The organism is Enterococcus sp. DIV0691, assembly GCF_051711145.1.
Lineage (GTDB): Bacteria > Bacillota > Bacilli > Lactobacillales > Enterococcaceae > Enterococcus_B > Enterococcus_B hirae.
The window spans coordinates 1,074,009-1,097,956 of the sequence record NZ_JBIOLY010000001.1; the positions used below are offsets into that span (position 1 = coordinate 1,074,009).

Genomic DNA, 23,948 nt, shown 5'->3' on the forward strand with positions numbered 1-23,948 from the left:
CAAACGAAATCGCTTTATTTTTTTTTAATAATCAATTAAACTAAAATTAGTACCGTTGTTACGGCAGAATGTTGGTTAGGAGGACAAATGTTATGACAGAATTTGAACAAAATCAAACAGAAAACAGTCAATCAATGGAAGATGCAATGAATAGCGTCCAAGAAGTAAACGTTGGAGACGTTGTATCCGGCGAAGTTTTAGTAATCGAAGATAAACAAGTTGTGGTAGGAATCGAAGGTGCCGGAGTTGAAGGCGTCGTTCCTGCTAAAGAATTGTCTACTTCACCTGTTGAAGATATCAACGAGGTAGTAAAAGTAGGGGATACTCTAGAACTTGTAGTTATCAGTACTATCGGAAAAGATAAAGAAAACGGTAGCTATTTGCTTTCAAAACGCCGTTTGGATGCCAAAAAAGTTTGGGAAGATATCGAAAAAGATTTCCAAGCAGGTAATATCATCGAAGCACCTGTGACGAATGTCGTAAAAGGCGGCTTAGTCGTTGATGTAGGTGTTCGTGGTTTTGTACCAGCTTCAATGGTGGAAGATCATTTTGTTGCTGATTTTTCAGAATACAAAGGTCAAACATTGGCGTTCAAGATCGTTGAGATCGAACCTTCAGAAAACCGTTTAATTCTTTCACACAAAGCAGTTGTGGAAACGGAAAAAGAAGAAAAGAAAAAAGAAATTCTAGCCAATATTCACGAGGGAGACGTTATCGACGGACGAGTAGCTCGTATTACTGATTTTGGTGCTTTCGTTGATTTAGGTGGAATTGATGGATTGGTCCATGTTTCTGAGATCTCACATAGCCATGTGGCGAAGCCTAGTGATGCTTTAGCAGTTGGGGATGAAGTAAAAGTAAAAGTTCTTTCGATTAATCCTGAACAAGAACGTGTTTCTCTTTCAATTAAAGACACGTTGCCTGGGCCTTGGACTGATATTGAAGAAAAAGCCACTGTTGGTTCAGTTTTAGATGGAAAAGTGAAACGTTTGACAAGCTTTGGTGCATTTGTAGAAGTATTCCCAGGGGTAGAAGGTCTGGTTCATATTTCTCAAATCTCTCACAAGCACATCGCTACACCTCATGAAGTACTTCATGAAGGGGATGAAGTGCAAGTAAAAGTTTTAGAAGTACATCCTGAAGAACATCGTATTGCCCTTAGTATCAAGGCTTTAGAAGAAAAACCAGCATCGGAAGTAGAACCAAAAGATGTTGAAACCTATGAATTACCAGAAGAAAATACTGGTTTCACAATGGGTGATCTTTTAGGTGATGCTTTGAAAGAAGAAGTCGAAGAAACGACTACTGATGATTCAGAAAAATAAAATTTTGAGTGTTCATTTTAAAAAGACTGAAATGAGACAAAAAGATCAATCAATGTTTACAACATTGATTGATCTTTTTCTGTTATTATCATTAGAACTAGTTAAACTCACAAATTGAGTGAAAGATAAAACCAACTGCTGTGAGAAGGGCTAAGGAATACCTAATAAAGTACATCGTTTAGACCATACCCAATGGCTGTGCAAATGCCATATTGTATTCACAATTGGAGATATTAGATAGATGATTTGCTTAAACTATTTATCAGAGCTGGAGATTTCTGTCAAACTACTATCAAAACTCTATCATTGTTTAATTAGAAGCTATTTTTTGGGCTAGCCCTAAACAACCGATAATTCCAGCTTGATCTCCTAATTTTGGAAAAACAATATATTCTTCTATTTTCGGATGAGCAACATAATTCTGATTAAGTTTTGAAAATTCACGATGAATTTTCTCTTGTAAGTGTACTTGTTTCATTACACCGCCACCTAGAATGATAATATCCGGTGAAAACATCATTGTAGTATTATGAATGCATTGGGCAATGTAAAAAGCTTCCATGTCCCAAAAAGGATGATCTTCCTTTAAATCTTGGCCTTTAATTCCTATTCTCTTTTCGATAGCAGGTCCTGCTGCCATACCTTCTAAACAATTTTGATGATAAGGGCAGTTACCCTTAAAGTGATCGTCAGGGTGATTACGTACAATCATATGTCCCATTTCCGGATGACTGAATCCCTCGATAAATCTTCCATTTTGCAGTGCACCACCACCTATACCTGTGCCAACTGTATAATAAACAACTAATGAATGGTCTTGACCATGTCCAGCTATATATTCTCCATAAGCTGCAGCATTGACATCAGTTGTCCAATAAAAAGGAATTTTCTCAAAATTTCTTTTTAGATAACCAATAAAATCAAAATTTCTCCACGGTATTTTAGGTGTTGAGGTTATATATCCATATGTTTTCGATTCAGGATGGATATCAATAGGTCCGAAAGAACCAACAGCAATGCTGGACAATTCTGTTTCATATTTTTTGAAAAAAGAAACAACTTGTGGCATTGTTTCTCCTGGATTCAAAGTTTCAAAACTCACTCTCTCAATAACCTCTAATTGTGCATTACCAACTGCACAGACAAATTTTGTTCCTCCTGCTTCAATTGCACCGTATAGCATAAAACATTTCTCCTTATAGTTAAAGATGATTTCATGGGCAGTTATGCATTTAACCAATTTATTGTTCAGATTTTTAAAGAATTTCACTCGTTTATTTGTTATTTTCTTTTGAAAAATCGCTATTATTCCAGTTAATACATACATCAGATCGCGCATTGCCCTTTAAATTATCCGTTTATTGATGTTTTGGTTAGAAAGAATAATCAGTACTATTGACTATTACATTATTCAACTTCAAGTAACTCAGTAGTAGCGGTAACTGTTCCTTTAATAAGTGGTGTCACTTTTGAATAATCTGCGGTATTTGTCACAATAACCATTGTTGTATCATCAAGTCCTGCTTCTTTAATTAGCGTACGATCAAACGTTCCAAGGATATCTCCTTTTTTTACTTTTTGATTAGCAGTAACTTTTTGTATAAATCCTTTACCGCCCATCGATACGGTGTCAATACCAATATGAATCAGTATTTCAGCGCCGTCATTCGATTTAAGACCGTAAGCATGTCCAGTCTCAAATGTAACTTGAATAGTACCATCTACTGGAGAATAAACAGTGTCCCCAGTTGGTTTAATCGCAATACCTTTTCCCATAGTCTCTGAAGAAAATACTGGATCATTTACTGAATCAAGTCCAATCACTTCACCAGCAAGGGGACTAACGATTGTTTCTGAAGAATGATTTGTTTTAGTAGGTTCTCCAGAAGTAACTGTGGATTGTTGGGTGTTTTCTGAATGATTCATTACTGTTTGATCCGTAAGAGCTTCTGCTGCAAAGATGCCTGAAGCTTTTGTTTTTCCATAAAAGTAAGTAATTGCAAAAGCAATCGCAAAGCTAATTAATTCACATAGTAAATAAAATGGGATAGAGGTTGCATTAATTGAAAGAAATCCAAGAAAACCTGCTGAACCAAGTGATACAGCAACTACTTTCAGTAGACCTGCTACTGCAGCGGCAACTCCGGAACCAATTAAAGCACAGAAAAATGGGAAACGATATTTTAAATTGACACCAAACAGAGCTGGTTCAGTAATTCCAAGAAGAGCTGATACCCCTGCAGAGGAAGCAAGACTTTTTGTTTTAGCATTTTTAGTCAAGAACCAGATAGCAAATGTTGCAGCACCTTGGGCAACGTTCGCCATAGAAGCAACTACAAATATAAAGTCTCCATGTCCAATACCATTAGTCCATGCTGAAAGTAACTGCGTTTCAATTGCAGGAAATGATTGATGAAGACCTGTCATAACGATTAACGAGTAAGTTCCACCAAAAATACCCATTCCAATAAATCCGGTTGCATTATATAGCCAAACGATCGCATCTGTAATCCCGTTAGAAAGTAATAACATGACAGGGCCGATGACTGTGAAGGTTAGAAAGCCGGTAATGATTACAGATAATAAGGGGGTAAATGTAAAGTCAACGGATGATGGAAGTTTTTTGTGAAAAAACTTTTCCAGTATTGATAATAGCCAAACAGCTGCTAACACAGGAATGACTTGATAAGCATAGTTAGTTTGTGAGACATGATAACCAAAAATATTCCAATATTCCATAGAACCACCAAGTTGTGGTGTTGTCATAATCATTCCAATTGCAGCACCGAGGAACTGGTTGGCTCCAAAACGTTTAGCAGCGGAAATACCAACTAGAATAGGCAAAAACATAAATGGTGCAGCGGACATCAGTTGGATCATTGAGGAAATACCTTCAATCGCAGGATACATTTCTTCAATTGATTTTGGTCCAAAAAGTCCAGCAGCTGTTAAAAAGTTTTGTAATGCCATTAATAAACCACCTGCAACAAGGGCAGGTATAATTGGAACAAAAATATCTGATAATAATTTAATTAATGCCATAATGGGGTTGAATTTTTTATCTTTACTAGCAATTTGTTTTAAATCATCTGTTGAAATTTCTGAAAGTCCAGTTTTTTTGATAAGTTCGTCATAAACGAAATTAACATCACCTGCACCGATAATCACTTGATATTGCCCATCAATTTTAAATGTGCCTTTCACATCTGGATTTTCGTCTAAAGCTTTTTGATTCACTTTCGTGTCATCTTTTAGTACGAGACGAAGACGTGTAGCGCAGTGTGCAGCTGCAATAAGGTTATCTTTTCCGACCGCTTGTATGACGTCGGAAGCTACTTTACTGTAATTCATTCGAATCACTCCTTTTTTATTTTTACGTGAAAACGGTTCACTGAAATGCAAATTTATTTTAGCATATCTTAAAAATATGTCAAACGTTTGTCATATAATTTATTTTTTTAAATGAAATGATTGATTTTTCAACGGAAAACGTTTACCATACTAGTTGTAAAAAGATAAATTGAAGGAGTAAAATATGAACTTACCTCGAGAAATACGATATCGTGCTTATTCTGATTGGACTAAAGATGAGATGGATAAAATTAAGGATAATGTAAAACGATCACCTTGGCGTGCTAGCTATCATATCGAACCTAAAACAGGATTGTTAAACGATCCTAATGGTTTTTCTTTTTTTAACGGAAAATATACGCTTTTTTATCAAAATTGGCCATTTGGAGCTGCTCATGGTTTGAAAGAATGGGTACACACTGAATCAGATGACTTAGTTCATTTTCATGTAACAGGAGCAGAACTTCTTCCAGACACAAAACGAGATAGCCACGGCGCTTATTCCGGTTCTGCATATGAAATAGAGGGGAATCTATTCTTACTCTATACAGGAAACGTTCGAAATGAAAATTGGGAACGTGATACACTTCAAATCGGAGCATGGATGGATAAAGACTACAACATTACGAAAGGTGAGAATGTTCTTATTCATCCACCTGCTGATGTAACTGATCATTTTCGTGATCCACAAATGTTTAATTATGAAGGACAATTGTATGCGATTGTTGGAGCACAAAATTTAGAAAAATCAGGCTTTATCAAACTTTACAAAGCGACTGACAATAACGTGGAAACATGGGAAGAAGTTGGCAACCTTGATTTTGGCGGCACTGGTTCAGAATACATGATTGAGTGTCCAAATCTGGTATTTGTAGACAAAAGACCTGTTCTTATTTATTGTCCTCAAGGGTTGGATAAATCTGAGCTAAATTATGGGAATATCTATCCGAATACTTTTAAGATCTGTCAATCGCTTGACATAGAAAAAGTAAAACTTGTGGGTGCTTCAGAAATTCAAAATCTTGATTATGGATTTGAAGCGTATGCGACTCAAGGATTCAATACTCCTGATGGTCGTGCTCTGATTGTCAGTTGGATTGGACTACCTGATATCGATTATCCAACTGATAAGTATGATTATCAGGGAGCAATGAGTCTTGTAAAAGAACTTTCAATAAAAGATGGTAAACTTTACCAATATCCAGTAGAAGCTATTACATCATTACGTGCTAGTTCTGAACAATTTACAGCAAAAGCAGAAACAAATAATACTTATGAGCTTGAACTAACGTTTCCTCCAAATCAGAAATCGGAGTTACTTCTTTTCTCTGATAGTAAAGGAAATGGACTTAGCTTGATTGTAGATACCAAAGAAGGAAAAATTATTTTAGATCGCAGCAAAGCAGGCATTCAATATGCCACTGACTTTGGTACGATTCGTGAATGCTCAATTGATACTAAAGAAACAATTGCTAACATTTTTGTAGATAATTCAATCATTGAGATTTTTATTAATAAAGGAGAAAAAGTATTTACTAGTCGCGTATTCCCTGAGAAACACCAAAATGGTATTCAACTTAAATCAGGTGAACCGACTGGAAAATACTTTGAATTAAAATATTAATATGGTAGCAAAATTATCTGATGTCGCTGAACTAGCTGGAGTTAGCCCAACTACCGTTTCACGTGTCATTAACAATAAGGGATATCTATCGGAAAAAACAAAACAAAAAGTTCATGAAGCTATGAAAACTCTTGGTTACAAACCTAATAATCTAGCACGTGGACTTCAAGGAAAGTCACCCCAACTTATTGGGCTTATTTTTCCTAATATCAGTAATATCTTTTACTCTGAACTGATTGAGTATCTGGAAATCGAATTATTCAAACATGGCTATAAAACAATTATTTGCAATAGTCAGAACGATCCTGCTAAAGAGCGGGAATATATTGAAATGCTTGAAGCGAATCAAGTTGATGGGATTATCTCATCTAGTCATAATCTTGGAATTGCTGATTATGAGCGTGTGGGAGCACCTATTGTCGCTTTTGATAGAAACTTAGCTCCCAATGTTTCCATTGTTTCTTCAGACAACTTTGAAGGTGGAAAACTGGCTGCTAAAACGTTACAAAAAAATGGTTGTCAAAATAGTATTATGATTACAGGAAATGACAATACGGATTCTCCAACAGGGTTACGTGCGCTTGGTTTTTCTTTTCAAAATCCAAATGGCAAAGTTTTCAAAATTCCTAATAATCTCTCTACGATTCGTCGAGAAATGGAAATCAAGTCGACGATCCTAAGTCACAAACCAGATGGTATTTTTGTTTCTGATGATCTAACAGCCATTCTTACTATGAAAATTGCTCATCAGCTTAAACTTAATATCCCAGAAGATCTAAAAATTATTGGCTATGATGGAACATCTTTTGTTGAGAAATTTTTCCCACAATTGACCACAATCAGACAACCAATTGATGAAATCGCAAGTCTAATTGTTGATGTTCTTCTGAAAAAAATGAAGAATGAAAAGACAAGCAAGGATTACATTTTGCCAATCTCATTACTTCCTGGAGGGAGCATTTAACGTCAAATTCTTTTCTTGATGTTTATCACATTCGTTCAAAAAAATTTGGAGCTGATCGCTTCTTTCATGACCTTATCCACATGGTTCAAGAAGTTGCTTTGACAAAAAATTGCCGAAGAATACCAAAAATAGGAGGAACTATTTTTGGATTCTTTGGCTTATTTCTCATAGCTAGATATGGCACAACCTTTCCGACTGTAGATTAATGAAATATGCATGTCCAGTTTTACAAGCTATTTAAAAGAAAAAGGGCGTTAATAATTTCTAATAAGCATGGAAATGTTAATTTGAGTTTGAAAATCAACATTTTTGGGCATCAGGCTATATTGTAGGCACAGTGGGACTAATGAAGTGACCATAAGAAAATACAGGCTAGAATAAGGAATTAGGATATTGCGCTAGATAAACTGAGAGTTTGAGAATATGAAGATCGTGGAAAGAATGAGAGTGAAGAAAAGAGCTTTCACATATCATGAAACAATAAAAAGAGTAGAAAATGAAAACGAGAGAAACAAATTATGCTATAATCAAATGTCACTGATCGATTTTAAGTTCAGTAGTGTGTGAATATTTAGGCTAACGCTCATCTAGCGGTTCTGAATATGGTTTTTAGGGTTATTCGAACAATGTAGTTCTTTAACCAAAGAAACAAGAATAAAAGATGGTTTCCTAGGGTTCAATATTCACTTTGATGTTTTATGAAAAAAAGTTGTCCAATGAATAAATACTTGCGTAATTTTAGCGAACAATGCTTGAAAGTTCGCAAAGCTTTCGTTACACTAAGTAAGATTGGAAACTTGTGAGGAGGAAAAAATATGGCAAATCCAACAATTGCAATCGTTGGCCGCCCGAACGTCGGTAAGTCTACGATTTTTAACCGCATCGCTGGCGAGCGTATCTCGATTGTCGAAGATACTCCAGGAGTAACTCGCGATCGTATTTATGCTAAAGGCGAATGGTTAGGTCGAGAATTCAGTGTGATCGATACAGGTGGGATTGATTTAGGTGACGAACCATTCATGGATCAAATCAAGCATCAAGCAGAAATCGCGATTGAAGAAGCAGATGTCATCATCTGTGTTGTCAGCGGACGTGAAGGAGTCACCGATGCAGATGAAGTAGTAGCAAAAATTTTATACCGCAGTAATAAACCTGTGATTTTAGCAGTTAACAAAGTGGATAATCCCGAAATGCGAAACGATATTTACGAATTTTATTCATTAGGATTGGGTGATCCATATCCAGTGTCAGGGAGTCACGGTTTAGGGATCGGCGACGTATTAGATGAAGCAATTAAACACTTTTCAAATGATGGGGAAGAAGAAGAGGATGATACGATCAAATTTAGTTTGATCGGCCGCCCAAATGTTGGGAAATCTTCATTGATTAATGCGATTCTAGGAGAAGAACGAGTGATCGTTTCGGATATAGAAGGAACGACTAGAGATGCTATCGATACTCACTTTGTATCTGATAACGGTCAGAAATTTTTAATGATCGATACTGCAGGAATGCGTAAGCGTGGAAAAGTATATGAAAATACCGAAAAATACAGTGTGATGCGTGCGATGCGTGCCATTGACCGTTCCGACATCGTTTTGATGGTTTTGAATGCTGAAGAAGGAATCCGTGAGCAAGACAAACGGGTAGCTGGATACGCACATGAAGCAGGACGTGGTGTGATCATCGTGGTAAACAAGTGGGATCTTGTCAAAAAAGAAACCAATACGATGCGTGATTTTGAGCAAGAAATTCGTGAAGAATTTCGTTATTTAGATTACGCGCCAATCGTCTTCGTATCAGCAGTCACAAAACAACGTTTAGAACGTTTACCTGAAATGATCGAAGAAGTAAGCATGAATCAAAACTTGCGTGTGCCGTCTGCTGTCTTGAATGATATCATCATGGATGCAGTAGCGATCAACCCGACTCCAACAGATAAAGGGAAGCGTTTGAAGATTTTCTATGCTACGCAAGTGGCTGTAAAACCACCAACCTTCGTCGTTTTTGTTAACGAAGAAGAGTTGATGCATTTTTCTTATGAACGTTTCTTAGAAAATCAAATTCGTAAAGCATTTACTTTCGAAGGAACTTCGATCCGAATCATTCCAAGAAGACGAAAATAGGCATTTTACCACATCGGCAGATTTTTTTCAAAAAAAATAGGTGGTTTTGTTTATTACGTTTTTATGACTAAAAAAAGCACGTGAAAAATGGTAAAAACCTTGCTATTAAGCGGTTTATATGATATCGTGATAACAGAATATTGAACTAGATCAATATTTCTTTTAAACTTCTGGACCACTCAGAATGTTTTTAACTAAACTGATGTTTTACATCATATCTCTTGTGGAGGAGGTGAATCTATCCATGGCAAACAAAGCAGAATTAATCGAAAAAGTTGCTTCAGCTACTGACTTAACTAAAAAAGATGCAACTGCAGCAGTCGATGCTGTATTTTCAACTATTCAAGATGCTTTAGCTAACGGCGAAAAAGTTCAATTAATCGGTTTTGGTAACTTTGAAGTTCGCGAACGTGCTGCACGTAAAGGACGTAATCCACAAACTGGTGAAGAAATCGAAATCCCAGCTAGCAAAGTACCTGCATTCAAACCAGGTAAAGCATTAAAAGACGCTGTTAAATAATACGGCTCATAAAAAAGCGCTTGTGGCTTTAAGCTGCAAGTGCTTTTTTATATTTCCTATTGTTTTGAGTTTTAGAGTGAAGAAATTAGGAGACGAAGGGTACTTTGCGTCTCCGTTATTTATGAATCTGAGATATAAATCTTATTTTTTAGTTTAAAATGAGTAATGGTCTACAAGAAGCAACTTCTCAGCAATAAGCGATGATTTTCTAAAATAGGAGAAGCTATTTCAAAAAATCTTTTCTCATTGTCATCGAAGCTCCCGATGCTTGCAAAACCTCTGATTTACGCTCTTTTCACAACCTTACTTTAAACAATAATAAAAAAATCTGAGGCAGAATACGGTTCATTCTGTCCCAGATTTTTTAATACAAAACTTATCAGTCATTATTGACGAAAAGCTATTTTTTCAAGTTATCCTAATGAATAAGATAGTCGTTATTTTTACAACCTCTTATTTATTCAAAGTTGCTTGCTTCGCTCATTGTCTCATTTTTCTATCTGGCTGTTTAGAAAAAATCTTTTGCTCATCGGTTATTGCGTGCGTTTGTTTTTACTGAAAAATTTGCATCGTTTGCTCATATAGTAAGCAATGATGATACCCACTGTTAATATTCGGATATAAATAGCTGATCTGAATAGTTTACTTGGTTTATATCCTACAATAATTTCATTTGTACCAATCTTTGGAGAAATTCTTAGAGCGCCTATTGAAGTCAGTGAATATTGTGCTTCACTTCTAGATTTTCCATTGATTATGAGGGAACTATTGTGGTAAATGATTACTGGTAAAGTTATTTTATTTGTATCTTTAGCAGTGAAAGTTAGATGTATATTCCCTTGTTTGTCAATTGATCTTTTAAGAGGGATAGAATTGTGTAAAACGTCCTCTTTATATGCTTTGTAAGGATCTTCCAATTGTCCACCACTAGCAGGTAAATAGTCAGCCATCGGTTTTCTGTGTATTTGTAAAGCAGCAGATAGATCAACATTGCCTCCAAATAGGTGACGAATATTACTTGCATTACTTTCTAAGGTTTCAGCAGCACTGGTGTCTTTAGAAAGTGGGGCATCACTATTCCAGATAGCTGCTGTATCCGAAATTAAAGCATAGCCACCTGTTAAATTTAACAATGAAAAAGTCAGTAATAGTGGCACACTGATTTTTAAAACCGATTGTTTCTCTAAAGTTACAAAGGCTTTTTGAATGGTAAAACCGAACCCTAGTATTAATAAGATACATGCGATGCAACCCAGTCTTTGTGGAAATTGCATTTTGCGAACAAATGTAAAATAATTGCCGATATCATTCCAAGGAATGTATTTAGAAGAGACAAGTAAAAAGAATGCTCCGACTAAGTTGATTGTTTTTTCCAACACATTGAGTTTATTAAAGTGGACGATAGTAAACACAAGTTGAAAAACAAATATCATAGAAAGGATTAGTCCAAAGTTTGTCCAGCCAATTGAACCAAACGAAAGTGAAGTACTATTCGATAATAGATCAGTTACTGCGTATGGTGGAATCAAGGTATCATTGGACAAATCCAGAAAAGCAGTAAACGTATTGAAAGAAAGACCGATAGCGATCACCACTGCTAGCAGAGCCTGTTTGATTATTACTAGTTTTTTGTTCGAGTGAAGAAAACCCACAAGGAAAAAGGGAATCAAAGCGGCTACGGCTAGTAAGGTTGAAAACATATGGACAGATAGCAATAATGAAATGGTTCCTCCTAGCACCACAGGTTGGATTGGGTTTTCCCGATTTCTTATCATTCTAACAGCTGGAATAAAAATAAGAGGTAAAAAGGCAGCACCCCAACCAGAAAAATTTTGGGCAAGAGTATAGTAAAAAATGGTAGGTGTACCCATGTATAAAATAGCCATCCCAGTAGCGATTTTTTGCTCTAAATGGCAGTACCGTCCAAGGAAATACATCGATGTACCGGCAGTGAAGTAACACAGAAAAGTAGATACAAGTTGGAATCTGAACCAAGTTTTAAAAATTAAAAGTAACAGTCCATGTAAATAGGCAAAGTCGGTTCCATAAAGGGCATTGATGACTCTTCCCGATTGGCTAAAACCGTAGATGGATTGGAAATAATTAAACGTGCCATTTTTTAATTGCATAGCCGTGTCATAGAAACGGTTCATATGAAATACCCAGTCATTTGAAACAATGAGTGCATGTTTATAAATTTGAGGTGAAACCATAAAAAAAGCACATAGGGAGATAATTAAAATTGCTGTAACTGATTTTTTATTTATTTTTGACAAAACTTATCCCTCATTTTTGATGAAATTTAGTTGAATAAAATTGCTTAATCCATTTCTCCGTTTTATAAAATGAAAAGCAAAGTCCTATATAATCTTTTACTTCGTATTACAGTATACCATGCCCGATTTATTACACAAGAATTCTTTAAATAGGTGCTCTTAAATGTAGGTGAATTACGAAGTTTTTCTATATTCTCCCAAGAATTTACCCTATTCTTTTCCGATTTTACTTACTAATGGTAAAATAAAGAAAAGGAGGGGTGCTTATGGAAATCGACTATCAAGGACAAGAAGAACAAACAAAAATCTATTATGGGGAAACGTTGGTCAGCCAGCTGAAAACAATAACGATTGATCAGCCTGTTTTATTTTTGACGAACCAACGGTATTACGATTTGTTTGTTGAGAAAATCAACCAACAGTTTCCTAACCCAAGTGAGATTGATTGGTATATCTGTGCCAATACTCAATGTAATCACTTAACAGAACTAAGTAATCTTGTGACATTTGCAAAACGATATCCTGAAAACCAATCCTTACTTATCATTGGGTTTGGGAATGAGGGAATCATGGATTTAGCAGGTTTTTTCCAGAAGCATACCTCACTTGCATCAACATTATGGCTAATTCCAGTATCGATTCGTTCAATGGCCCGGGCATTAACTCCTCAACGAAATATTTTACAATTGCCAAATCAAGTCGTCTTGCGAACGACCAACCTTCCAGAACGAATCGTTTACGATCAAACAATCAGTGAAAAACAAGGAGAAGGGAAACAAATAGATTTTTTGACTTTGATAACATGTGGTTTAGTTTGTGATTATCATTTTTTACAAAATCTCTATAAAAACTATCCGCAACCAAGGCAGTTATCTCAGCGGGCTTTTACGGGGATGCTGGAAGAAATGATTAGTTTTTACCAAGTAGATGCGGAAAATCTCTCAAATTATGGTAAACTATTTGAACAAGCTTTTTACCTAACAGAAAATGGTCATTTGTTATCAGCTAGTATGAAAAAACTATTAGGAATGCTTTTTCATCTTACTTGGAATGTAGGACTAGCGGATATGTCCTTTCAATTGAAAAATTTTTTTATCTGGTTGAAACATCTGGGTTATCCTATCGATTGGCCAGAACAATTATCAAAAATTGATTATTTAGAAAATGTCTTGCTTCTAGCGGAAAAAAGCAAAAAAATTCTTGTTTTGAAAAAAATTGGTATAATAGAGAAATATCAATCGCCAAAGGAACAAGAATTAATACAAACAATGAAATCTTATGACGAGATTATTAGTGAGATTAGAGGGATTTAAATGAATACAAATAGTGAAAAAATGTTACAAGCATTGTCAGAGGAAGATTTGGCGCAAGCTCAGTTATATCTGACACAAGCTTTGAAAGAAGATCCGGCCGATGTTTTGGCTGAATTAGGGGAAGAACTCTTAGCGATTGGTTTTTTAGAAGAAGCAAAGCAAATTTTTGAACAGTTAGTGAAACAGTACCCCGAAAATGATGAGTTGTTCATTCCATTGGCGGAAATTGCGATTGAAGATAATGAAATCGATCAAGCATTTGAATATCTGGAAAACATTTCAAAAGAAAGTGACTACTATCCTCAAGCTTTATTAGCAATTGCTGATTTATATCAAGTAATCGGTATTCCTGAAGTCAGTGAAGCGAAATTGAAGGAAGCAGCTGCGTTGTTGCCTGATGAACCATTGATCCAATTTGCTTTAGCCGAACTTTACTTTTCAGTCGATCGTTTTGCCGAAGCTGCAACGATCTATCAACTATTATTATCAAGTAATATTGATGAGATTTCTGGTATCTCTATGCAGGAACGTTTAGGACAATCTCTAAGCATGCAAGGAGAGTTTGAAGTAGCAATCGAACCATTGGAACAAGCATTGCAAGAAGAACGGACAGATGATCGCTTATTCCAGTTAGCTTTTACCAATCTGCAGCTAAAAGAAAATGAAAAAGCGATCAATTATTTACAAGAATTGAGAGAAGTAAATCCCCAATATCAATCTCTTTATCTTTATTTAGGTCAAGCATTGCAAGAAGAAGAATTGATTGAAGAAGCGCAGAAAGTTCTTGAAGATGGGATCAAAGAAAATCCTTATCAAGTAGAACTCTATCACTTAGCTTCTGAAAATGCGTATCGCCTACATGACAAAGAAAAAGCAGAAAAACTATTATTAAATGCGTTGGAATTAGGTGAAAAACAAGACGAAACATTATTAACATTAAGTAATTTGTATTTAGATGAAGAACGTTACGAAGATGTAATCAAGAGTATCGATCAAATGGAAGAAACTGCAAATCCATATGCGGAATGGAATTTAGCCCATGCCTATAATGAATTAGAGGACTTCACGCTAGCAGCTGTTCATTATGAACAAGCGTATCACGAATTGGAGCATGAACCTGATTTTCTAAAAGAATACGCCTTATTCTTACGAGAAGAAGGACAATTGACAAAAACAAAAGATCTACTTACTCATTATTTAGAATTGGAACCTGGAGATTTGGAGGCATTGTCAGTATTAGACGACCTAGCAGAGAGGTGAGTAAAATGCTAATAGATGTAAAGGAAAAAAAGAATTTCTTAACTTGGATGGTCAATCATGTTTCATTTAGTCGCAGAGAGGTTTTTTGGATTTTGAATTACTTGGCTAATCATGAAGCAATCTTAAGTAATGTTCATTTTGTTGAAGGAGCGAATCAAGCAAATCGGGGATTACAAATCAGTGACCTTTCTTTCGATGGAGAACCAATGAAATTATTTCTCGAGGGGAAAGAGTTTACCGATACTGATCAAATTTTTCATGAAATTCGATTAAATTGGAAAAGACCGCTATATGTAGAATGCCTTTTTGAAAATGCTTGGCAGACGAAAGAGTATTTAATGGTTTTAGAAGAGAACCCCTTTGCATCTTGGAACGACTCTATTAGTGAAGAAGATCTTGAACTAGTCGAGCAATATCTCAAAGAGAAAGAACAAGCAGCCCATCTCAAAATGCTTTACTTACAGATTGATCAAGCGCTTGAAAAAGGGGATAAAGATGCTTTCCTGGAATTGTCCGATGAAGTTAATCGTGAAATATTAAGCAAGAACCAAGTAAAAGGCGAACATGCAGGAAAGAATCCTAACTAAGGATACTTTTATCTAACCGTTTATTCGTTTTTAAAGATACTAAAAGAGACTGAGGCAAGTTGATATGCTCCCCCTATATAGGACACTGAAATATAAAAGTCCTGTATAGGGGGATTTTGTATGCCAAAAAGAAAGATGAAACTCACTCCAGAAAAACGAGTAGAACTAGGAGAGAGCTATATTCGCTTAAATAACTTAGACTGTGGTTTAAGATAAGTGAATCCTTCTCCTTCGACCTCATGGACATTGATGATCGATAGAAAGGCTTTTTCATCGATTTCATGGACGATTCGTTTCACTTCATTCAATTCACTCGAACTAACCACCATATAGATAATTTTTTTAGAATGACCAGAAAACCCACCTTCACCACTTAAAAAAGTAACGCCACGTTCTAATCCAGTCATCAGCAGTGGGGCAATTTCTTCATTTTTGTTTGAGACGACTAAAATCCCTTTAGCTGAGTAACCGCCATCTAAGATTGAATCAATGACACGGCTGAAAACATAAGAAACAATTAACGTATACATCATGCGTTTCAAGTCAATGTAAGTCAATGAAGCCAACAAAACGATAACATCTAATACCAGTAAAGATCGACCCATTGAGATCCCATAATTCTTTTCTAATATACGAGCAATGATATCACTTCCACCGGTAGTTCCACCCATCCGATAGACCAGACCACTTCCAGTTCCGGCAATTAAGCCAGCCAATAATGAAACGATCAGTAAGTCATGTTGAAGATTGATTTGTAAAGGAACACGTTGCCAAATCCATAAAAAGGCAGACAACGAAACTGTTCCTAAGACGGTATAAGCGAGTGAACGTTTTCCTAAAATTTTTCCCCCAATCAAAATCAAAGGTATATTGATCAAAAGTGTAGAGTAGGCAGGATCAATCCCAAAAAGTGCGCGTAAGATCAAAGTGATCCCTGAAACGCCACCTTCTGCTAAATGATTCGCAATATTTAAATAAACGAGTCCAAACGCATAAATACTTGTACCAACCATAATCATTACGACTTCTTTAACTGTTTTCATTGAGATCATCAAACCACTCCTTCGATAAACCGACTAATATTTTCGCAATATTTCATTCTTTTTACATCACATTACTCAATGTAGCACGTAATCTTTATTTTCTCAATCGCTCTTGCCTAGGATTTGGACGTAGTTTTTGGTAAGATAAATAGGAAAGGTGGAGAAGAAATGACAAAAGAACGTTCTTTAAGAAGTATGCAACAGGAAGTAGATGACTATATCCAACAGTTTAAAGTAGGCTATTTTTCTCCATTAGCTCAAATGGCACGCTTAACAGAAGAAGTCGGGGAGCTGGCTCGAGAAGTCAATCATACATACGGTGAAAAAGCGAAGAAAGAAACGGAGCCCAACAATTCTGTAGCAGAAGAATTAGGTGATGTTTTATTTGTCACTATGATCATGGCAAATTCCCTGGAAATCGATTTAACGGATGTATTTGAAAAAAATATGGAAAAATTTAATCGCAGAGATCACAATCGCTTTGAAAGAAAAGAAGCAAATAAGGATGATAAAAAAGCGTAAGCCATCAAGTTGGAAGAGGGAAAACAATGAAACTAAAACAATTACCAAGAGAATACCAAAAAGCGATTCCTGTCTTGAATAAATTGGAGCAAGCGGGTTTTGAAGCTTATTTTGTCGGGGGAAGCGTCAGAGATATCTTGTTGGATCAACCCATCCATGATGTAGATATCGCAACAAGTGCATTCCCAGAAGAAATCAAACAACTTTTTCCGAAAACCATTGATATCGGCATTGAACATGGCACCGTTTTGGTCTTGGCTGAAGAGGAACAATATGAAATCACGACCTTTCGGACAGAATCGACCTATCAAGATTATCGTCGTCCAGATCATGTCGAATTTGTCCGTTCACTTGAAGAGGATCTAAAAAGACGTGATTTTACGATCAATGCATTTGCATTAAAAGAAGATGGTCAAATCATTGATTTATTTGACGGGTTAGCTGATTTAGAAAACCAGATCCTTCGAGCAGTAGGCGATCCACAGGAACGGTTTCATGAGGATGCTTTGCGTATGATGCGTGGGATTCGATTTGTTAGTCAAATTGGGTTTACACTCGAGCAAGAAACAGCTGCGGCCATTCAGGCCAACCATTCATTATTAGGAAAAATTTCTGTCGAACGGATTAATGTGGAATTTATCAAAATGTTATTAGGGAAAGAGCGTTCTACAGGATTGAGAACATTCGTTGAGACGCAATGTTATATTTATTGTCCAGGTTTAAGAGACTATGGTGAAGCCTTGTTACGTTTTGCCGATTTACCAGATGAACCATTGCAAACTGAAAGTCAGGCGTGGGTATTGCTGATCGATCAGTTAGGGCTTCAAGAAAGTGAGATCCGACCTTTCTTAAAGGAATGGAAATGTTCCAACCAAATGATTCGAGAAGTTCAAATGATCGTTCATGGATTGATTCAACGTAAAAGACAGATGTTGGAACCAATGGTACTCTATTGTTTGGGAAAAGAGAACGCTTTGAAGACAGAAGAACTCATGATTTATTTTGGTGAAACACCTCAACTAGAACAAGTAGCAAAGCGCTATGATCAATTACCGATTACATCCATGCGAGAGTTAGCAATTGATGGGAAGAAACTTCTTAGTGTGAGTGACAAGAAACCAGGGAAATGGGTCAGTGATGCACTTCAAGCTGCAGAAAGAGCAGTGGTAGAGGGAAATTTAGCAAATGAAGCAAGTGCCCTTGTTGATTATCTCCAGCAAAATAACCATTTATAGATTTCGATGAATGTCGGAGTCGCGCTTTAATAGAGATTCTGAAAGAAGCAATCAGCTCTGAGTAATAAGTGAGGAATTTAAAAACTTCTCCTATTTAGAAAATCCTCGCTTATTGCTGGGGAGTTGCTTCCGGATTTTTTTGTCAATAGTGGAACGCTTCTAAAGTTTCACATCTTTGAAAAAACTTTAGATGTGACCTTCACGTGGGATGTGTGCTAAACTAAAAGGGAACCAGAATAAATGACGTCAAAAGGGGATTTTTTTATGAGTAAAGAAATGACAGCGCTAAAATTTTATTTCCGAAACGGCGAAACGTGGACGATCAATCGTCGCCATATTGGTGATTTGTGGATCAAACAAATAACAACGAGTTTTGGACGAATCAATGGTAGTGAATTTATGGAAATCCATCCTTGTGCTGGATTTAAGATCGAAATTTTTCACGAAGGTGATTCCGTAGCAACTCACGACATCAACTTAGGTGGATTAGAGATGGGTATGTTCAACCGTGCATTAAAATATGAAGATATTGAACGGATGGAGATCCTTTATCGCAATGGTACACCTGACCTAGTTTATTTCCCTTATCTTGATAAAGGAACAGAAGGATTGGATAATCAATACCAATCAACTAAAATCAGTGAAAAAACAGGTAATTTATACATCGTGATCAATCCGGATCAACGTGTTGAAGATATCTATGGCGAGTTTTTTGAATAAAACCAAAGTTTAATGGATAGCTGAGAAAGGAGCGGAAATGGTTTCCCAGCTCCTTTTTTGGTGTGTTTTCCGCACTTGATATTTTCTTCCATTTGGAATAGAATGAGTTTCTGAAATTCAAGCAAACTTATTCTTCGAATCCAGCTGAACTTGTCTAATAAAGGGGAATCCTTTTCCTTTTAACGTTCAGTGTTTCATGAAGATCAAGTTTGCATTTAGGAGATCTTAAAAATGAGGAAGAGCTTTGAAGAACAAAAGAAACTGTTGCATGATCGTTATGGTGCGTTTTCAATGGAAGATCGTCGGCAAATCCTTTGTAAGCTGCGGAAGAAAAATATCATCATGTACCGTCAGCTTGAGCGATTGAAACATGATTTGCTACGTTTAGAATCAAAGCGAGTACAGTGTGAATTAGAAGGTAACAATGTACAAGCAGAAGTGGTAGAAAACAAAATATTGAAGAAAAAAGAACAATTTCTAAAGGTACTCGCTCAAAATAAAAAATAAAGGGGACGGACCATGGAATTTGCTGAGTTAGTGATCGTATTTGCTGTAACGATCACCTTATCTAATATAGCTAGCCGCATTTTACCTATGATCCCAGCTCCACTGATCCAAATATTTCTTGGTATCATCTTAGGCTTAACAGAATGGGGCCAATCGATCAACTTTGAACCAGAACTCTTTCTAGTGATGATCATTGCGCCGTTGCTTTTTCGTGAAGGAGAAAAAGCCGATGTATCCTCGATCCTGAAAAACTTTGATACGATTTTATTTCTGGCTTTTGGAGGGGTAATCCTGACATTAGTCGGGGTTGGTTTCACGCTGTCGTTTTTATTACCCAGCGTGCCATTAGCTGCTTGTTTTGCTTTTGGAGCGGCTCTTGGACCAACCGATGCTGTCGCTGTCAGCTCGCTCTCTGGACGGGTGAATATCCCAAATAAAGCGATGCATATTTTAGAAGGCGAAGGATTATTGAATGATGCTTCAGGTGTTACCGCCTTTCAATTTGCATTAGCTGCATTGATCACAGGTTCTTTTTCTGCAGTCAATGCAGGATTTACACTTGTGTTTTCTAGTATAGGAGGAGCCGTCGTTGGCTTTTTACTTGTCTGGGTCAAACGAAAAGTGATTAATCTGATTGAGAAGGCTTCTGCCAGAGATGTGACAGGTTACTTGTTAATTGAATTGCTATTACCGTTTTTAGCGTATGTTTTAGCAGAAGTATTTGATGTTTCAGGGATTATTGCCGCAGTAGTAGCTGGGGTGTTGCAAGCTTCGGGATTTAGAAAAATCTCGGTGTTTGATGCGGAGTTATCAAGTTTGTCCGATAGTACATGGACAACAATCACATTTACGCTGAATGCGTTAGTTTTTATCTTTTTAGGAATTGAATTAACCCAAGTATTTTCTCCAGTTTGGGGAGATGGGCTTTATTCAAACTGGTTGCTGTTAATCACGATTTTGTTGATCTCAATGATCTTATTTATGATTCGCTTTGTTTCGATCAGTCTTTTTTATTTATTTAAATATAAAGGAAAAGAATTCAAGGAACAATTGAATGAGATTTTGATTTTAACTTTTGGTGGTGTGAAAGGAACGGTTAGTTTAGCAACGATTTTCATCTTACCTTTTACGATTAACCAAATGATTTTTTATCAGCGCTCTTTATTATTATTTTTGACGGCAGGAGTTATTTTGGTAACACTGATCGTAGGAATCGTGGTTTTACCCCTGTTGACAGAAACGGAAGAGGTAGTGAAAACAGATTTGAATGCTTTAATGATCCTAGAAGAAGTCATTGAAGTATTGAAATCTGAAATCAAAACGTTAGATAAAGATTCAAAAGAATATTTAGCAACTGAAGCAGTGATCGAAAACTATCAAGAGCGTATCCGTGATCTTTATTTAAAAGATCTTTCTGATGATGAAAAGCAAGAAGTACAAGAAATTCAAGCATTGATTTTATCCATCGAACGTGATGGATTAGATAAAAGTTATCGTTCTGGTAAGCTTTCCTCAAATGGCTATCGTTTTTATTCACGATTTCTTGCTAATTTTGAACACTCTATTACTAGTCAGGTACTGTCGTTTGTCGGCTTCTGGTTTATTTTTGTTCGACGGTTGATTCGGATCATCTTACATCCCAAAATGTTCTGGCAACGACAAAAATCAGATCGAAAGACACTGATTTCCGAAAAAGATATTCAAGAAATTCGGGAAACCTATCAAAAAAACACACAATTGATCATTGAGAGTTTAGAAAACCTAACCGATGTCTATGATGAAACAATGGTCAACTTTTTCATCCAACAACGAAAAATGGAAGGCATCAAAATGGCTTCAGGAAATTTGATCTCCTCTTGGATGATCCAACAAGACAGTCTTTATTCCAAAAAAATGTTGCGTGGCTATTACTTAGAGCGCAAAATCGTTGATGAGTATGAAGAAGCTGAGAAGATCACGACTTTTTCTGCTAATAGTTATCGGAAAAATATTAATTTACTGGAATCCTATACTATGAATAAGCCAGTTGATGATTTTTCATTTAAATTCGCATTGCGGGCAAGAAAACGTTCGCTTCCGGCTAAAAAAGTTGAGTAAGTGCTCAGCGTGATCAAATCTGGGTCAGAATGAACCTCATTCTGTCTCAGATTTTTTGTTATTTCACGTTGATTCATTGATGGTATGAATGATAACTCATGGTATAGTTTACTCTTGCAGCAAAAAGGCATACCAGTAAGTTTGTCCTTAGGTAGAGTCCAAACCCCAACAACATCTGTGATCTATCAATTGCAAGAAAAGATCAGGAACGTAAAAAAAAACCTTACTTTGAAGGAAAAGCCCAGATAATCGCTTAAAACGGAGAGTTTTGTGCCAAGCTTGATCCGAATGAAACTCAAACCACACAAGAAGCATTTGAAGCGTATTTAAAAGAAAATGGCTTTCAATTAGCAAACAGCTTTAGTGATAGTAGAAGAGACTGAGGCAAGTTTTGTCCCAGTCTCACAAATGACAATAGATTCTTCAATTTAATTAGCTAACTAGTTTTAGGCCAATCACAGAAAATAAAATAATAATCATGGAAGCAAATTGTAGCCAGTTCATTTTTTCTTTAAATAAAAATACTCCAAGGATCATTGAACCAATGGAACCAAAAGCTACCCAAATACTATAGCTAACCCCAGCTTCTAATGTATTCATTGAATGCGATAAAAGGAGTAAACTAGAGGCTGCAGAAATAATAGTTATAATACTCCAATTTATTTTTTTAAATCCGTGTGAATTTTTAAGAGAAAAGACCATTATGATCTCTGCTATTCCTGCTAGTATAAGATAAAGTATATCCACAGATTATTCCTCCTTTGTTGTGATTTTTAGACCCAAAATTCCTATAACTAATAATGCAGAAAACAATATTTTTTGCACAGATACACTTTCTTTCAGAAATAAAATACCAAAAATGATTGTTCCGACTGCACCTATTCCAGTAAACACTGTATATGCTGCTCCAGTAGGTAAGCTTTCCATACCTTTAGCAAATAAATAAAAGCTAATAACAACGAGCAAAATCGTCAAAATGGAATAGAAAAAATGATGGAAATTCTCTGATTTTTTTAAACAAAGTACCCAAAAAATTTCTAAAAAACCTCCGAAGATAACGTAAAACCAGTTCTTCTCCATTTCGTACCTCCTTAAGAAAAATTAGATATCAGAAGACAAAAAAGGGATTGGATAAGAGTAATCTTATCCAATCCCTTAGGATCCTCCGATATTCGAAAAAATTGTAATATATTTTTCTATTAATGTAAAGAAGATATTTCTTCTAGTCTCGAAAAATCAAGTAAAGTATACTATGTTGGACTTCCACATTATAAAATCAATAGGATAAATGACAGTTATTTTTCAAGATTTTCTTCACCTTTCTAATCGTTGTAAACTGATAGAAGCATCGTTCTTAACGTTTATCCTTTATTTAATGACATAATTCATTGATTGTCCATCAGACTATCACTATAAAAAATAAATTCAAAAATCATCAAAAAAAAGTAAAATAGAAAATTTTTTTTAGTTAATATTAAAACTTAGATAATCATTCAAGGAGTTGTTAGACATTGAAATTAGTTGACTTAAGTATAACTATAGAAAATGATTTGCCCAGTGATCCAGAGGAAATGATACCTAAAATTTCATACATTGATCATGAACAAAGCGTCAACGATATGCTTCGTTTCTTTGGAACAGCAAAAAAAGAACACTTGCCTGCTGGTTTAGCATGGGCGATCGAAAAAATTCACTTGACTACGCATTCAGGTACTCATTTAGATGCTCCTTATCACTACCATCCAACAATGGATAAAGGTAAGCCAGCTTGGACAATTGAGCAAATTCCTCTTGATTGGTGTTACGGTAATGGTGTTGTATTTGATTTTTCAAACAAACCAGACGGATATCGATTAGAAATCGAGGATTTTAAAGAAGCTTTAGATGCGATGGACTATCGATTAAAAGAAAAGGACATTGTTTTAATTCGGACTGGAGCAGATCAATATTGGGGAACATCAAATTACTTAATCAGTGGGTGCGGTGTAGGAAGAGAAGCAACTTTATGGCTACTCGAACAAGGAATAAAAGTGGTAGGTACCGATGCTTGGTCATGGGACAGACCTTTACCATTCATTGCAAAAGAATTTGATAAGACCGGAGACCCTTCACTTATTTGGGAAGGGCATTTTGCAGGAATCGAGAAATCTTATTGTCAGCTTGAAAAATTAACCAGTCTTGATCAATTACCTTCCACGGGGTTTAAAATCAGTTGTTATCCGATAAAAATTAAAAATGCTAGTGCTGGTTGGGTTAGAGCAGTAGCTATAATCGAATAATTAACATCTTTCTAATTATTTTTTATAATAGGAACGTTATAGATAGTCAAAACATAAAATTTTTTTTATTTTATAGATACAAAAAAAGCACACTCCTTTGATTTTTGTTTAGGCACTTTAATCATACAAGGTTGTGTGCTTTTTGTGTACCTTAAAAAAATGAGGCAATAATCAGATTTTTTCTAACTATTATCCCACT

21 protein-coding genes and 1 pseudogene are annotated in these 23,948 nt (G+C 35.9%); 16 read left to right on the forward strand and 6 right to left on the reverse strand.

Annotated features, from left to right (window positions below; translation table 11 throughout):
- The first annotated feature begins 92 nt into the window (after nucleotides 1–92).
- Entirely contained in the window at nucleotides 93–1,325 is a 1,233-nt protein-coding gene (rpsA, locus tag IGJ11_RS04830; protein ID WP_207432447.1) for a 30S ribosomal protein S1, read from the forward strand.
- Nucleotides 1,326–1,635: 310 nt separating this feature from the next.
- On the opposite strand, the gene IGJ11_RS04835 is transcribed toward rpsA, so the two are convergent.
- On the reverse strand, nucleotides 1,636–2,508 hold the full coding sequence (locus IGJ11_RS04835) for an ROK family protein (RefSeq protein WP_063626910.1): 873 nt from the start codon (nucleotides 2,506–2,508) through the stop codon (nucleotides 1,636–1,638).
- A 224-nt stretch (nucleotides 2,509–2,732) separates the two neighbouring features.
- Nucleotides 2,733–4,676: a sucrose-specific PTS transporter subunit IIBC gene (locus IGJ11_RS04840; protein WP_207432445.1), complete on the reverse strand. Its 1,944-nt coding sequence runs from the start codon at nucleotides 4,674–4,676 to the stop codon at nucleotides 2,733–2,735.
- A 184-nt stretch (nucleotides 4,677–4,860) separates the two neighbouring features.
- On the opposite strand from IGJ11_RS04840, the gene IGJ11_RS04845 reads away from it, so the two are divergent.
- From IGJ11_RS04845 to IGJ11_RS04865, 5 genes are all read left to right on the forward strand, one after another.
- The gene (locus IGJ11_RS04845) at nucleotides 4,861–6,300 is read left to right on the forward strand and encodes a sucrose-6-phosphate hydrolase (RefSeq protein ID WP_207432443.1); all 1,440 of its coding nucleotides are present in this window, start codon (nucleotides 4,861–4,863) and stop codon (nucleotides 6,298–6,300) included.
- 1 nt (nucleotide 6,301) lies between these two features.
- Nucleotides 6,302–7,264, forward strand: a complete 963-nt coding sequence (locus IGJ11_RS04850) for a LacI family DNA-binding transcriptional regulator (protein WP_010737356.1) — start codon at nucleotides 6,302–6,304, stop codon at nucleotides 7,262–7,264.
- An 80-nt stretch (nucleotides 7,265–7,344) separates the two neighbouring features.
- Complete coding sequence (locus tag IGJ11_RS04855; RefSeq protein ID WP_438772388.1) at nucleotides 7,345–7,470, forward strand: hypothetical protein; 126 nt, start codon at nucleotides 7,345–7,347, stop codon at nucleotides 7,468–7,470.
- Nucleotides 7,471–8,079: 609 nt separating this feature from the next.
- Nucleotides 8,080–9,390, forward strand: a complete 1,311-nt coding sequence (gene der / locus IGJ11_RS04860; protein ID WP_010719563.1) for a ribosome biogenesis GTPase Der — start codon at nucleotides 8,080–8,082, stop codon at nucleotides 9,388–9,390.
- A 244-nt stretch (nucleotides 9,391–9,634) separates the two neighbouring features.
- Nucleotides 9,635–9,910, forward strand: a complete 276-nt coding sequence (locus IGJ11_RS04865; protein WP_002290178.1) for an HU family DNA-binding protein — start codon at nucleotides 9,635–9,637, stop codon at nucleotides 9,908–9,910.
- Between the two features lie 533 nt (nucleotides 9,911–10,443).
- Here the strand turns inward: IGJ11_RS04865 and IGJ11_RS04870 are convergent.
- Nucleotides 10,444–12,123 carry a hypothetical protein gene (locus IGJ11_RS04870; protein WP_438772390.1) on the reverse strand — a complete coding sequence of 560 codons (1,680 nt, stop codon included), beginning with the start codon at nucleotides 12,121–12,123 and terminating at the stop codon, nucleotides 10,444–10,446.
- Nucleotides 12,124–12,452: 329 nt separating this feature from the next.
- On the opposite strand from IGJ11_RS04870, the gene IGJ11_RS04875 reads away from it, so the two are divergent.
- Genes IGJ11_RS04875 through IGJ11_RS04885 form a run of 3 tightly spaced genes read left to right on the forward strand, consistent with a single transcriptional unit; the run spans nucleotide 12,453 to nucleotide 15,346 of the window.
- Nucleotides 12,453–13,499, forward strand: coding sequence for a hypothetical protein (locus tag IGJ11_RS04875; RefSeq protein WP_010737358.1), 1,047 nt, complete (start codon nucleotides 12,453–12,455; stop codon nucleotides 13,497–13,499).
- The gene (locus tag IGJ11_RS04880; protein ID WP_207432439.1) at nucleotides 13,500–14,759 is read left to right on the forward strand and encodes a tetratricopeptide repeat protein; all 1,260 of its coding nucleotides are present in this window, start codon (nucleotides 13,500–13,502) and stop codon (nucleotides 14,757–14,759) included.
- 5 nt (nucleotides 14,760–14,764) lie between these two features.
- Nucleotides 14,765–15,346 (forward strand): ReoY family proteolytic degradation factor, encoded by a 582-nt coding sequence (locus IGJ11_RS04885; protein ID WP_010719559.1) that lies wholly within the window; start codon nucleotides 14,765–14,767, stop codon nucleotides 15,344–15,346.
- A 176-nt stretch (nucleotides 15,347–15,522) separates the two neighbouring features.
- Here IGJ11_RS04885 and IGJ11_RS04890 read toward each other — a convergent pair whose 3' ends face one another.
- On the reverse strand, nucleotides 15,523–16,398 hold the full coding sequence (locus IGJ11_RS04890; RefSeq protein ID WP_010719557.1) for a YitT family protein: 876 nt from the start codon (nucleotides 16,396–16,398) through the stop codon (nucleotides 15,523–15,525).
- A gap of 159 nt (nucleotides 16,399–16,557) precedes the next feature.
- Between IGJ11_RS04890 and IGJ11_RS04895 the strand changes: the two genes are divergently transcribed.
- The 6 genes and pseudogenes from IGJ11_RS04895 to IGJ11_RS04920 form a co-directional block, all read left to right on the forward strand.
- Complete coding sequence (locus IGJ11_RS04895) at nucleotides 16,558–16,911, forward strand: nucleotide pyrophosphohydrolase (RefSeq protein ID WP_010719556.1); 354 nt, start codon at nucleotides 16,558–16,560, stop codon at nucleotides 16,909–16,911.
- A gap of 26 nt (nucleotides 16,912–16,937) precedes the next feature.
- Nucleotides 16,938–18,146 (forward strand): CCA tRNA nucleotidyltransferase, encoded by a 1,209-nt coding sequence (locus IGJ11_RS04900; protein ID WP_207432437.1) that lies wholly within the window; start codon nucleotides 16,938–16,940, stop codon nucleotides 18,144–18,146.
- 264 nt (nucleotides 18,147–18,410) lie between these two features.
- Entirely contained in the window at nucleotides 18,411–18,866 is a 456-nt protein-coding gene (locus IGJ11_RS04905; protein WP_010751262.1) for a hypothetical protein, read from the forward strand.
- 231 nt (nucleotides 18,867–19,097) lie between these two features.
- On the forward strand, nucleotides 19,098–19,373 hold the full coding sequence (locus IGJ11_RS04910; protein WP_010719553.1) for a hypothetical protein: 276 nt from the start codon (nucleotides 19,098–19,100) through the stop codon (nucleotides 19,371–19,373).
- 12 nt (nucleotides 19,374–19,385) lie between these two features.
- Nucleotides 19,386–21,470, forward strand: a complete 2,085-nt coding sequence (locus tag IGJ11_RS04915) for a cation:proton antiporter (RefSeq protein ID WP_010719552.1) — start codon at nucleotides 19,386–19,388, stop codon at nucleotides 21,468–21,470.
- 84 nt (nucleotides 21,471–21,554) lie between these two features.
- Nucleotides 21,555–21,820, forward strand: a pseudogene (locus IGJ11_RS04920) (type IA DNA topoisomerase); the annotation flags it as partial.
- 82 nt (nucleotides 21,821–21,902) lie between these two features.
- Here the strand turns inward: IGJ11_RS04920 and IGJ11_RS04925 are convergent.
- Nucleotides 21,903–22,217, reverse strand: a complete 315-nt coding sequence (locus IGJ11_RS04925) for a DMT family transporter (protein WP_010737364.1) — start codon at nucleotides 22,215–22,217, stop codon at nucleotides 21,903–21,905.
- Nucleotides 22,218–22,220: 3 nt separating this feature from the next.
- Nucleotides 22,221–22,550 carry a DMT family transporter gene (locus tag IGJ11_RS04930; RefSeq protein WP_053766436.1) on the reverse strand — a complete coding sequence of 110 codons (330 nt, stop codon included), beginning with the start codon at nucleotides 22,548–22,550 and terminating at the stop codon, nucleotides 22,221–22,223.
- Between the two features lie 431 nt (nucleotides 22,551–22,981).
- Between IGJ11_RS04930 and IGJ11_RS04935 the strand changes: the two genes are divergently transcribed.
- The gene (locus IGJ11_RS04935; protein WP_010737366.1) at nucleotides 22,982–23,749 is read left to right on the forward strand and encodes a cyclase family protein; all 768 of its coding nucleotides are present in this window, start codon (nucleotides 22,982–22,984) and stop codon (nucleotides 23,747–23,749) included.
- The last annotated feature ends 199 nt before the right edge of the window (nucleotides 23,750–23,948 follow it).